This window comes from Ruegeria sp. H9 (assembly GCF_056532915.1).
This window is the reverse complement of record NZ_JBQFNX010000001.1, coordinates 338052-350270: the sequence shown is the minus strand read 5'-3', so window position 1 is coordinate 350270 and position 12219 is coordinate 338052. Positions and strand designations below refer to the sequence as shown.

Here is a 12219-nt window from a genome sequence, read left to right as displayed (position 1 = left end):
TGCGAGATTCGAGGCTTACTGCAAGCTGAAATCAGAAGATTGTTAGATATGGACACAGCCGAAGCAGCATCACCCACACCCGAAGCCACTGCGTCCATTGAGGCGATAAAGATTGAGGACCTGCACAAATCCTTTGGTGCGCTAGAGGTCCTGAAGGGTGTGTCCCTGACTGCCAACAAGGGGGACGTTGTCGCAATCATCGGGGGGTCAGGCTCGGGCAAATCCACCATGCTGCGCTGTATCAACTTCTTGGAAACGCCGAGCTCGGGAAATATCACCATAGGCGGTGAATTGGTTGAAATGCACGCCGATGGTAGCCCCGCGAACCGCCGCCAGATCGAGCGTATCCGAACGCGGCTGGCAATGGTTTTTCAGCAGTTCAATCTGTGGACGCATCGCACGCTTCTGGAGAACGTGATCGAAGTGCCGATACATGTCCTAAAGGTGCCAAAGGCAGAGGCTATCTCGCGGGCGCACGACCTGTTGAAAAGGGTAGGGCTTGGTGACAAGGCCGACACCTTTCCGGCCTATCTATCTGGCGGTCAGCAACAGCGCGCCGCCATTGCCCGTGCGCTTGCCGTAGATCCTTCGGTGATGCTTTTCGATGAGCCCACATCGGCGCTGGACCCCGAGTTGGTCGGCGAAGTTTTGAACGTGATCCGTGATCTCGCTGGTGAAGGACGCACCATGCTGCTCGTCACCCATGAAATGAAATTTGCGCGCGAAGTTGCCAGCCACGTTGTCTATCTTTTCGAAGGCCGCATTGAAGAGCAGGGTCCACCTGCCGAGGTCTTCGGTAATCCAAAATCAGAGCGGTTGAGGCAGTTCCTCAGCTCGGTCGCCTGATTCAGTCAAAACAAACTAATGAACCAAAAGGGAGTAACAAAATGAACCTTAAGAAACTGCTTGCGTCCGGAGTTGCCGCCGCCATCCTTTCAGTTGGTGTCGCCAGTGCCGAAGAGGTCAAGATCGGTATCGCGGCTGAACCTTATCCACCATTTGCTTCGCTTGACAGCTCAGGCAACTGGGTTGGATGGGAGATCGATGTTATCAATGCTGTCTGTGCAGCTGCCGAACTGGACTGTGTTATAACGCCTGTAGCCTGGGATGGTATCATCCCATCGCTGACCGGGCAGCAAATCGACGCCATCATGGCCTCTATGTCGATCACCGAGGAGCGGCTGAAAACCATTGATTTCAGCGATCCTTACTACAACACACCCGCTGTAATCGTTGCGGACAAATCGATGGATATCGAAGCGACACCCGAGTCGCTGGCGGGTAAAGTTGTCGGCATTCAGGCTTCGACCATCCACCAGGCCTATGCGCAGGAATATTTCAAGGATGCTGAACTGCGGGTTTATCAGACACAGGATGAGGCCAATCAGGACCTGTTCGCAGGCCGTATTGATGCAACTCAAGCAGACAGCATCGCAATGGCCGACTTTGTAAACTCGGATGCGGGCGCTTGCTGTGAAATTAAAGGCGCCGTTGCAGATGATCCCGCTATTCTGGGACGCGGCGTTGGGGCTGGCGTGCGCAAAGGGCAAGATGACCTGCGTGAGGCGCTGAACAAAGGCATCGCCGCAATTCTTGCCGATGGCACGCACGAGAAGATCACATCGAACTATTTCTCGGCCAGCATTTACTAAGCCGCTGCTGTGAACGGACTGTTGGATTCACTTGGATTGGCGCAGAGCGCAGAGCTTTTGTCGCTCTCGCCGCCGGGATGGGGGGCCAATCTGCTGCGCGGATTGGCCCACTCATTGCAGATCGCTTTCGGCGCTTATGCCCTCGGTCTCGTGATCGGATTGTTCGGAGCTTATGGCAAACTCTATGGCGGGAAGGTCACGCGCGATCTTCTCGCCATCTACACGACGGTGATCCGGGCTGTGCCCGAGCTGGTCCTGATACTGATCCTGTATTACGTGGGATCTGACATCATAAACAAAATCTCCGCCGCAATGGGCGGGGGTCGGGTTGAGGTCAGTGGTGTTGGCGCAGGCATATGGGTGCTGGGTGTTGTCCAGGGTGCTTACGCGACCGAGATTTTGCGCGGCGCAATTCAGGCGGTTCCGCCCGGTCAGATCGAAGCCGCCAAATCCTACGGGATGCCCGCCTTCATGACCATGCGCCGCGTGACAATCCCGGCCATGATGAGCTTCGCCGTGCCAGGTCTTGCCAACCTGTGGCTGATTGCAACCAAAGATACCGCGTTGCTCGCTGTTGTGGGTTTCAACGAGCTGACACTGGAAACCCGCCAGGCTGCAAGCAGTACACGCGCCTATTTTACTTTCTTTCTGGCAGCGGGATTTCTTTATCTCATGGTAACGCTGTGTTCGGGCGGCATCTTCGCTCGGATTGAGAAATGGGCGCGTCGCGGCCAACCCTCCCTTAATGGAGGGGGCAGATGATTGATTTCAGATCGTTGATGCAACCACATCGCATTGTGATGATGCTGATATTCGCTGGAATCGTTGTCTGGTGCGCCGTCTCTCTTCAGTGGGACTGGATCCCGAAATATGCGCCGCTCGCCCTTCAGGGCATTTGGACGACAATCTGGCTGTTGGTGGTCACCGTAGTTTTGGGTTTCCTACTCGCCGTTCCACTTGGATTGGCACAGGCGGTTGGGCCTTGGTATCTTGCCGCCCCTGCCAGGGCATTTTGCACTATCATCCGTGGCACACCGCTGCTGCTGCAACTCTGGTTATTGTATTATGGGCTTGGGTCTTTGTTTCCGCAGTTCCCCTGGATACGCTCTTCCGAGTTGTGGCCCTATTTGCGACAGGCCTGGCCATATGCAGTACTGGCGCTGACGTTGTCCTATGCCGGCTACGAAGGAGAGGTGATGCGCGGTGCCTTCAAAGGGGTCGCCAAGGGTCAGCTTGAGGCAGCCAAGGCTTTTGGCATGCCACGTTTCACCATGTTTCGCCGTATCTGGTTGCCGCAAGCTATCCGCAACGTCCTGCCGACATTGGGCGGTGAAACCATATTGCAACTCAAAGCAACTCCATTGGTTGCGACCATCACTGTCGTCGACATTTACGCAGTGTCTTCACGTGTGCGCTCCGACACTTTCATTATTTACGAACCGCTCATCCTGTTGGCCGTATTCTATATTCTCGTCGCGGGCGTGATCGCATTTGGTTTCCACTGGCTGGAAGTAAAGGTGCTTGGGACTGGAAACCGCAATGGCGGTATCAGTTAGTATCGCCAGCAGCGGAGGGGATCCATGTGCTGCGTCAGCTCCGACCAGTGCTTTGAGTTCATAGCAATCTGAGCTGCAACTTGCATTCAGCTTGGCTGAGTACTGATGGTCGATATCAATATCAGGCCATACTGGAATGGTGCGCAATTATATCTCTGCGCACCAATCCCGACTGGTTCCGTTCACAGCTCTACAACAACTTTTCCGACCGCCGCTCCATTTGTCAGGTGCTCATAGGCTGTATCGACATTGGTCCACCCAAACCTCTGTTCGTCAACAATTGGTTTGAGTTGGCCCGCGTCCGCCATTTCCGCCAGAGTTTTCAGGATGTCACCATGGGATTGACGCCCGACATCATACATCATCGGGATCAGCATGAAGACGACGTGCAGAGACAGACCTTTGAAATGCACAGGTGTCAGATCAATCTCGACCATCGCGACGGTTGAGGCGACTTGGCCATTGAGCTTGGCCGCTTCGAACGAGTTCGTCATGTTAGGCCCACCCACGCTATCAAACACCACATCGAAGCCCACGCCATCAGTGTGTTCGGCCACGTAGTCCTCGACCTTTTGGGTTGTGAAATCCAACGGGCGCGCACCGAGACCCTCGATGAGGGCTAACTGATCCGCTCCGCGACCTGTTGCCGACACGGTTGCGCCAAGGTGGCGCGCAACTTGAACGGCAACATGACCAACGCCACCGGCACCGCCTTGAACCAGAACGGTCTGCCCTTCGCCGACACCGGCGCGCGTCAATCCTTCGTAGGCGGTGATGCCTACGAGAGGCAGCGCCGCGGCTTCTCGCATGCTCAGCGTCTTGGGTTTGTGTGCAATCAGGCGGGCATCCGCATTGATGTACTCGGCTAGCGAACCAGGGAGGTCCATCATACCACCGGCGCAGCCATACACCTCATCGCCTATGGAAAAACCTGTAACACCTTCGCCAACGGCTGTGATTGTGCCAGCAAAATCCATGCCAAGGACCGCGGGCAAATTGGGGGACAGAGGTAGATCCGCGCCCATGCTTCGGATCATTGTATCGACGGTATTGACGCTGGTCGCGGCCACTTTGACGACTACATGCCCAGACGTTGCGACCGGTTCGGGCATTTCTACAAGCTCGAACGGAGCATCGGGTCCGTAGTCGTTCAGAACCATTGCTTTCATTGGGATATTCCTTTTTTTGACGAAGTGTCAGGCGCGGCTTTGAACAGCGCACGCCTGACGTGATCATTGTGTTGGAGGACGGATCAGTTGATATCCTGAACCTGCATAACCAGATCGCCCCACTTGCGCTGGTTTTCGATGTCGTGTTCCAGACCCTGTTCATCCGCGATGGTGAACCGTTTGACCGCCGGGGTTTTGCTTGTGGCCTGATACAGCCAATAGGCTTCGGCCTTCAGCGCTTCATCAATTGGTTTGTCAATGGATTCATAGACCATCTGCTTGCAGGCATTGATCGACTCTGCCGGGAATTTTGCGATCCGCTCGGCGAGCGCTGTCACATACGGGCCAATCTCATCTGGCTCCAAAGCCTTGTTTATGGTGCCCAGACGTTCTGCATCATCCGCATCGTAGTCTTGTGCGCTCAGGATGATCTCAAGCGCTTTTCCAAGGCCGGTTTGACGTGCCATGCGCGAAGCACCGCCGCCGCAAGGCAGGATGCCCATTCCAACTTCCATCTGCATGAACTTGTACTTACCCCGCGCCGCAAATCGCATGTCGAGCGCCAACGCCAACTCGTGTCCGCCACCACGTGCGAACCCTTCCAGCTTTGCGATGGTGGCTTGTGGCACCTTGCTGATCCGCTCGCAGACCGATTGAAGGTCCAAAAGCTGTGCGTCCTCCCGGGATACGGCCTCAGTCGACATATCCTTGAGCAGCTCGGTATCGTAGTGGCAGACCCAGATTTCCGGGTTGGCGGACTGAAAGATCACGACCTTGGTTTCGCGGTCTCGCTCTAGCCGCATGGCCAGACTGTTGAGGTCGGCCAGCATTTCCTGGCCTTGCACGTTTACTGTGCCAAAGTTGAATGTGACTGTTGCGATGCCGTTTTCAACAGCAACGTCAAAGGTTTGAAAGTTCTCATATTTCATCAGACAGTCCTTTCTTGGGCCTCGACGCGGCACACGCGAGGGGTAAGGGAGGTTAAAGTTGGAAGCGCGTCTGGATTTAGTGCAGCGCGGGTCAGTTGGTCTGGTTAATCAAACCTCTGATCGAGTTCATGACGTCGGCAACATGTGCTTTGTCCAGTGCTGCGGCATGTGGATTCGCGAAGGCACCGCTGTCATTGTCAAAATAGGCACCTGACGCATCAGCGAACCGATCACCCAATGCTGCGTCAATCAGGATATCAGCGCCGATGTTCATATCGTTCCCGGCTAGGCCGAATCCTTCTTTCACCATCTTTGAGGCCAACAGCGATCCCGGATTTACCGCGACCATGACGGGTGCATCGGACAGAGATTTGGCCCATTCCCGGGTCCAGATGGTGATCGCCAGCTTGCTTTGCGCATAAGCCTCCATATCAGCCAGCGGGACACTACCTTCCAGTGCACTAATATTCACCGGGGCCTGCGCTGCCGATGACAGGTTCACGACGCGCCCGGCGGCGAGAATGATCGGCATCAGCAATTCTGTGAGCAGATAGGGTGCGAGTGTGTTGACGACAAAGCGGATGTCCTGCCCATTCGCAAGCACGGTTTGCGGAGCTTTCAGCACACCTGCATTGTTGATCAACACGTCCAGTTTGTCATGTTTGGCCTTTACGCTCTCAGCCAGTTCTCGCACTGCGGACAGATCGCTCAGATCAGCGGTATAAGTTTCGACATCGCCACCGACGTCGGTGGCAGCGCTGTCCAATTTGGAGGTACTGCGTCCATGCAGAAGTACTTTGTGTCCATCGGCGGCCAGCTTCTTTGCCGTGAGCAAACCAATGCCGTCGGTTGAACCTGTAATGAGTATAGTCTTGGTCATTGATCTGATCCTTTAGGAAAAGTCGGGCAGTACGGTATCCGCCAGGTGTTCGAGGGTCGTATCGATGGGCGCTTGATTGAACCGTAGGTTCAGTGCAACGTGATTGACCCCAAGCGTTTCTATTTCACGTAGATAGCTACGCAGGAAATCGGTGCCAGACTGAAACCCAAGATGGATCGGGCGCGGTGGTGCGGCGTGATCGGCAACGACATCGATATACAGGGATTGCATGACAGGCTTGTCTGGCTGGCCCGCTTCCTTCCCGCGCCTCCGATAGTCCGCAATAACCTGCCTTTGGGCAGTCGCATTGCGCGGATAGGTCATCCAACCATCGCCGTTCTGCGCCACCCAATCGGGGTATTGCTGGCTACCACCCGTAATAATCATCGGCAGGCGGGTCCCATGCGGCTTTGGCAGCAGGTCAATCCCGCCAGACAGCTTACCCTGTGCACTTTCACGCTCGGGATAGTCCAATCCAACGGCGCGGATGTAGTCGAAGCTGTCGCGGAAACGTGCCCCGCGGTCATCATAGCTCTGGTTCATAGCCGGATACTCCTCAGGCCGGTCCCCGGAGGCTACACCCAAGAGCAACCGTCCGCCCGAGAGCACATCCGCGCTCGCCGCCGCCTTGGCTACATGAGCGGGGTGACGCAATGGCAGGATCACGCTCGACGTTCCAAGGGCAATTCGGTCCGTAACCGCAGCAAGCGCACCCAGATAGACAAATGGATCGAAAATCTGTCCTGCATCACCAAAGCTTGGAACGTTGAATGGCACGTCGCGCAGCCAAAGTGATGCAAACCCGAGGTTCTCCGCTTTCCGAGCCGCTTCCAGATGATCCCGAAGCGTCGGCTCTGCACCGACTGCATATGCTTCGAGCGGCAACACAAGGCCAACGCTCAGCCGTCCCGGTCGAAATACCCGGTTATAGGCCACGTTGATTTGGGCAAAATCAGCAGGCTGCATTTTATCCAACATGTCCGGCTCTCCTTTAATAGCGCACCAGTGTGCGGCTCTCGATGCTTTTGCGAATGGTGTTGACGTTTGAGTCTTCGACCATATCAAGCGCACTATGCGCGATCGACGGAGCACCTTGATTGTCATAGATGTTGAAGATCGCGACCTCATCCGGCGTCATCTTCGATTGATAAATCCATTCATGCCTGGGGTTTCCTACCAGCCCCATTATTTGCCCATTGCGGTCGGGATAGATCAGGTCCAGCAAAATCCAATCAGACGGTTCAACTGATGACGGGCGAACAAAGCCCAGGGGTGCTGAGTTGATAGGATGATCCACAGGGCGCCACACATTAACAAAAGCATAGTGACCGCGCGCCCACTCCGCTGCGGCCTCGGCACCCAAAAGATCGACAAGCCGCTGTTCGGCTCCGTCCTTGCTATAGTCACTGTGGACGTTGCGCGCGGGTTTGCGCGTCGCTCCTGGGTCATCTATCCGAACCGTGTGATCAAAAACCACAACCTCGCGCGCACCTAACTTGTACGAGAGCATTGCCGTTAGTTCCGCATCGTATGTCGGTTTCCAGACCTCGCCGGTAAAATCTTGTACCTGCGTTTCCAGCAGCGCGAACTCAACAGCATCAGACGCAAATGTAACTGTGTTGCTCGTGGTGCGGGCATCTGTCAATGCAACAGCCGTGCTGGCCAGTTCGGGCGAAATCAAATTACCAGCAATCCCGCCTGCATCTAGTTCAAAGGCTTGCCGCCAGGGCTTGTGAACGTGGTAGTTGACTGTGGCTGTCCGCGTCATCTGCGTCTCCTTCCCATGCCGAGTTGCATCCATGAAGGGGATTTAACGCTAATCTATTTGCGTATAAACTGCCCATTCATGGATTGATAATTCGGGTTTGCGATATAATGGGGCTTGATACAGACACGCTGAGATTGTTTGTAGCGGCGGCAGAAAGGCTGAACATCAGTGCGGCGGGGCGCGCTTTGGGCATGGCTCCAGCTGTCTCGAGCGCAAAGCTTGCCAAGTTGGAGCAAAGCCTGGGTTCCGAACTGTTACATCGCACAACGCGCAAAGTGTCGCTGTCTGTTGAAGGTGCCGATTTCCTGCCCTTCGCCCGAGAGATTATTGCGCAGGAAGAGGCGGCACTTACGGCGTTGGGCAAACAAACAGCGACCATCCGCGGTACATTGCGCTTCGCTGCACCCAGCACCTTTGCTCAGCTCTACATTGCACCAATCCTGCCGAAATTTCTTCAACAGCACCCCGATCTGACGCTCGATTTGCGCCTGTCGGATGTGCAGTTTGATCTTATCGAGGGGAGTTACGACCTTGCACTAAGAAATGCGCCGCTTGTCGACACCAGCCTGAAAGGCCGAAAATTGGCTGATGACCGACGCATACTGTGCGCCGCGCCGCACTATCTTGACACATACGGCACACCCAAAACACCTGCCGATCTGAAAAGCCACCACCTGATCGCTTTCCAAAATCGCCAATTGCGCACGCTAACGGGAAAGGCAGGTGAGAAAGCCACATTTGATCCAGCGATGGCCAAGGGTCAATTGATCATCGACGACGGCCAAAATCAGGTCTGCGCCACTCTGGCCGGCGCCGGAATATCCCTAAACGCACTATGGAGCGTGTATGATCACCTGAAATCGGGCCGGTTGATGCAAATTCTGCCAGACTTTGAGGCTACGGAAGACAATGTTCTATGGCTTATCTATCCCAAGTCCAACGTATTATCTCCCAAAGTTCGGGTATTCATGGATTTTCTGATCACAGAGATTGGCTCAAATCCACCTTGGGAAACATGATCCCAATATTGGTCAAGCGCGCCTTAAGACATCACGGCGCCAGTTTGGAGAAATGCACGAGGCGGACACGCCTTTTACAATTGCAATAGCCTGATCTGTTCCGCGATTTTTGAGTTCCCGTGAATGCGGCCATCGCTCCCGTAGCGAGTGGCTAGTTAGACAGGCTGCATCGCAGCATCTAAACGGTTTATCCAAGGCCGGTTCCGGTCGTTCTTGCGTGAACCCAAAAGAGGGTTTCAAGACCTTAGTCGATCAAGCCGAAGCCGCGAGTGCAGGAAAGGTGTTTCTTATTCGCCCGCAGCGACGGCCTCGCCTGTCGAGAATAGCGCGGCAAGCATCGCCTCACTTCCAGCCAGCGCGCCCTTGCGCACGGTCGCAAGAACAAGTTTCCGAGCCGACGATTGTGGAAGACAAATACTTTTGACGTCGTCAGACCGATACCGCAAAACATCGGGGACAGGCAGAAGCGTAAAACCCAACCCTGCCGAAACACATTCCATAATCGCTTCAAGGTTATCAAGGACAATGGTTTCGGAACCCTTTGGTCTTTTGTGCTTAAGCATCTCTCCAGCAATGAGTTTTCCGATCCCGGTGTCGGGCATAAAGTGAAAGAAGGGCTGCGCATTCAATAAACCCGCGAGGCCGTCTTTCAGCAATTTCTCATGGGCTGCAAAGGCAAAGGGTTCCTCTCGAAGCACCTTTTCCGCAAGCGTGTCGGGAACACCTTCTGCATCTGTAAGAAGGGCGGCATCAAGCTGACCGCTTACAACCTTTTCTTGTAGAACCTTGGACAGGCCGGTTTCGAATGAGAAGGTCGCTTGCGGTGCTTGACGTTTTGCGTTGTTCAGGAAGTTCGGCAGCAAGCGAACGGCAGCAGTTGTGACAAATCCTATTCGGAAATGCCCAACAAGCGTGTCCGTCGGGCGACAGATTTTGAGAAGGCTGTCTTCGTGCTGCAGGAGCGGGATCGATGCCTCGACGATGCTCCGGCCGATTGGCGTAAGTCGCGGTGGTCGTACGGTGCGGTCAAAGAGGTCGACGCCAAGCTCCGCCTCAAGCGCCTTCATCTGCATTGAAAGTGCAGACAATGTCATGTTTTGCTGCTCGGCCGCTTTCGCAAAGGAGCCGACATTCGAGACCCGTATGAGGGTTCTGAGAGAACGTGTCTGCATAAGTTAAAGTATACTGGATTAGATATCCAATTTTATTCGATTGTGTTGTATTACTGCAAGCGTATTCTGTTAAAAAACAGAGACGAGGGACACGCATGCCGCATCCGCTTGTGAACGTTGCGAAAGAACTGGCCCCAGAATTTGAGAAACGTGCCGCAGATTGGGACAGATCGCGCAGGTATTGCTGGCAGAATGTTGGCGAATTGGCCGATGCTGGCATCATGGGTATGACCATTCCCAAGAAATATGGTGGGCAGGGCGCGAGTTTTCTGGATGTCACCATGGTGGTGGAAGAGATCGCAAAAGCCTGCACCCTGACCGCCCGCATCGTTGTCGAGGGCAACATGGGCGGCATCAGTGCGGTCATGGGGTACGGCAATGATGAGCAGAAGGCTTTTTGTGCTCAGCATGTCCTGGCAGGAGATAAGCCTGCGATCTGCATAACCGAACCTGACTCGGGAAGTGCCGCGACCGAAATGCAGACTACCGCGCGGAAACAGGGTCGCACATACATCCTCAACGGGTCCAAGCATTGGATCACTGGTGGAGGGGTCTCGAAGCTGCACCTGATCTTTGCCCGCGTGCTCGATGAGGCAGGCGTCGATCAGGGGATTGGCGGTTTCATTCTGTTTGCCGAACCGATGTCAGGTGATACGCCCAAGGGGTTCACCGTGGTGGGTCGCGAATACACGATGGGCCTTTGCGGTATGCCCGAAGCAGAATTGCGGTTCGAAAATGTCGAGATCAACGAGAAATGGCTGGTCAAACCGCCTTCAGGATTGAAGCGTGGCTTTGCCGACCTGATGAACGCTTACAATTCGCAACGCGTCGGTGCGGGAGCAGTTGCTATGGGTGTTGCGGCAGGGGCACTTGAACGTGCAAAACGCTACCTCGTTCAACGTGAACAGTTCGGGCGCCCGCTTGCAGAATTCCAGGGGCTTCAATGGATGCTGGCCGATATGGACACGAAAGTTCATGCAGCCAGGCTGCTGCTCCATGAAGCGGCACGATCGCGTGGCCCAAACGGCAGTCAGTATCCCGATATGACCATGGCCGCCCGCGCCAAGCTTTTTGCGTCCGAGATGGCTATTAAGGTGGTCAGCGATGCGCTGCAGATGTTCGGCGCGCGCGGCTACAGCGATCGTGAACCTCTGGAGCGGATGTATCGCGATGTGCGCATGTTCACTATCGGCGGCGGGACCGCACAGATTCTCCGGACCCAAATCGCCGGAAATATTCTAGGCATTAAAACACCACAGACGCGGGACGGATACACGCGCCTTGCCGACATGGAGCGTTACGCTGCTGAATAGAAGACCCTATGAAAATTGAAAAAGGACTTTCGGGCCGCCGACTTTCTTGTGCCGCAGCCCTACGCGGCTGCGTGCCGTCACGCCTTCGGCATGCTCGGCCGACGGTTTTTTCGCGTTAATCTAGTTGCCTATTTAGCCAACTTAGCTGCGCAAGAAAGGCGCTGCATTCATGCGCCAGAGAAGTTTGCGACCGAGCCAGCGAAACAAATGCAATTTTACGCTGCGTAAAATGGCGGGGCTATTTTTCGACAATCGTAAACTTCCTAAATGAGATTTGCCTAGGCAGGCAAGTTTAGCGTGTACGCCAAGCAATTACTTCGATTCCCGAAAGGAAAACTGCGATGAAAAAGTTCATTTTTGTTGCTCTCATCAGTCTTACCGCATGCACTCAGTACCCGATGCAGAAGCCACTGATGGTTGACGGAACCAGGAATGCGACCTTCTACACAGATGAGGCTGAATGCCGATTGATGGCCGCGAGTTTCAATCCCGGGCAGCGTAAAATGGATGCTACGTTCGGCGCTATTGATGGCGCGGTCACTGGTTGGGTCGTTGGCGAGAAGGAAGATGTCATCGGGGGTGCGATCGCAGGTGGCATAGTCGGATCTGTGCGCGGCCAGTACAATGACGAAATGGCGCGGCGTCATGTGCTTGTGAACTGCATGCAGGTGCGTGGTCACGGTGTGGTGGGCTAGTAATGGCTGCAGATTACTCAGTGGTTTATCGAAAGGGGCCTTGGTCTTGACTCAAAAAAGGGCCCG

13 protein-coding genes are annotated in these 12219 nt (G+C 54.8%); 7 read left to right on the top strand and 6 right to left on the bottom strand.

All coding sequences use genetic code 11. From position 1 onward, the window contains the following. Window positions 1-48: 48 nt before the first annotated feature. The 4 genes from ACR0CZ_RS01585 to ACR0CZ_RS01570 are packed head-to-tail and all read left to right on the top strand — an operon-like array spanning window position 49 to window position 3208. Entirely contained in the window at window positions 49-846 is a 798-nt protein-coding gene (locus ACR0CZ_RS01585) for an ATP-binding cassette domain-containing protein (RefSeq protein ID WP_170394202.1), read from the top strand. 41 nt (window positions 847-887) lie between these two features. After that, complete coding sequence (locus ACR0CZ_RS01580) at window positions 888-1652, top strand: transporter substrate-binding domain-containing protein (RefSeq protein WP_170394204.1); 765 nt, start codon at window positions 888-890, stop codon at window positions 1650-1652. A gap of 9 nt (window positions 1653-1661) precedes the next feature. Next, on the top strand, window positions 1662-2414 hold the full coding sequence (locus ACR0CZ_RS01575; protein WP_480537124.1) for an ABC transporter permease: 753 nt from the start codon (window positions 1662-1664) through the stop codon (window positions 2412-2414). Then, window positions 2411-3208, top strand: a complete 798-nt coding sequence (locus ACR0CZ_RS01570) for an ABC transporter permease (protein WP_170394207.1) — start codon at window positions 2411-2413, stop codon at window positions 3206-3208. Before ACR0CZ_RS01575 ends, ACR0CZ_RS01570 begins: the two co-directional genes overlap by 4 nt. Window positions 3209-3390: 182 nt before the next feature. Here the strand turns inward: ACR0CZ_RS01570 and ACR0CZ_RS01565 are convergent, their stop codons facing one another. The 5 genes from ACR0CZ_RS01565 to ACR0CZ_RS01545 form a co-directional block, all read right to left on the bottom strand. After that, the gene (locus ACR0CZ_RS01565) at window positions 3391-4377 is read right to left on the bottom strand and encodes a zinc-dependent alcohol dehydrogenase family protein (RefSeq protein WP_170394209.1); all 987 of its coding nucleotides are present in this window, start codon (window positions 4375-4377) and stop codon (window positions 3391-3393) included. 83 nt (window positions 4378-4460) lie between these two features. Continuing rightward, window positions 4461-5306, bottom strand: coding sequence for an enoyl-CoA hydratase/isomerase family protein (locus tag ACR0CZ_RS01560; RefSeq protein WP_170394211.1), 846 nt, complete (start codon window positions 5304-5306; stop codon window positions 4461-4463). 91 nt (window positions 5307-5397) lie between these two features. Then, a complete protein-coding gene (locus ACR0CZ_RS01555; protein ID WP_170394213.1) occupies window positions 5398-6186 on the bottom strand; it encodes an SDR family NAD(P)-dependent oxidoreductase in 789 nt (262 codons plus the stop codon). Between the two features lie 12 nt (window positions 6187-6198). Further along, on the bottom strand, window positions 6199-7164 hold the full coding sequence (locus ACR0CZ_RS01550) for an LLM class oxidoreductase (RefSeq protein ID WP_480537125.1): 966 nt from the start codon (window positions 7162-7164) through the stop codon (window positions 6199-6201). 13 nt (window positions 7165-7177) lie between these two features. Then, window positions 7178-7954 carry a CmcJ/NvfI family oxidoreductase gene (locus ACR0CZ_RS01545; RefSeq protein ID WP_170394217.1) on the bottom strand — a complete coding sequence of 259 codons (777 nt, stop codon included), beginning with the start codon at window positions 7952-7954 and terminating at the stop codon, window positions 7178-7180. Between the two features lie 107 nt (window positions 7955-8061). Between ACR0CZ_RS01545 and ACR0CZ_RS01540 the strand changes: the two genes are divergently transcribed. Beyond that, window positions 8062-8973 (top strand): LysR family transcriptional regulator, encoded by a 912-nt coding sequence (locus ACR0CZ_RS01540; protein ID WP_480537126.1) that lies wholly within the window; start codon window positions 8062-8064, stop codon window positions 8971-8973. A 287-nt stretch (window positions 8974-9260) separates the two neighbouring features. Here the strand turns inward: ACR0CZ_RS01540 and ACR0CZ_RS01535 are convergent, their stop codons facing one another. Continuing rightward, a complete protein-coding gene (locus ACR0CZ_RS01535) occupies window positions 9261-10145 on the bottom strand; it encodes a LysR family transcriptional regulator (RefSeq protein ID WP_170394221.1) in 885 nt (294 codons plus the stop codon). Window positions 10146-10240: 95 nt separating this feature from the next. Here ACR0CZ_RS01535 and acdA point away from each other — a divergent pair, with 95 nt between their 5' ends. Beyond that, window positions 10241-11458 (top strand): 3-sulfinopropanoyl-CoA desulfinase, encoded by a 1218-nt coding sequence (acdA, locus tag ACR0CZ_RS01530; RefSeq protein ID WP_170465704.1) that lies wholly within the window; start codon window positions 10241-10243, stop codon window positions 11456-11458. A gap of 341 nt (window positions 11459-11799) precedes the next feature. Next, complete coding sequence (locus tag ACR0CZ_RS01525) at window positions 11800-12153, top strand: hypothetical protein (RefSeq protein ID WP_170394225.1); 354 nt, start codon at window positions 11800-11802, stop codon at window positions 12151-12153. Window positions 12154-12219 lie beyond the last annotated feature (66 nt).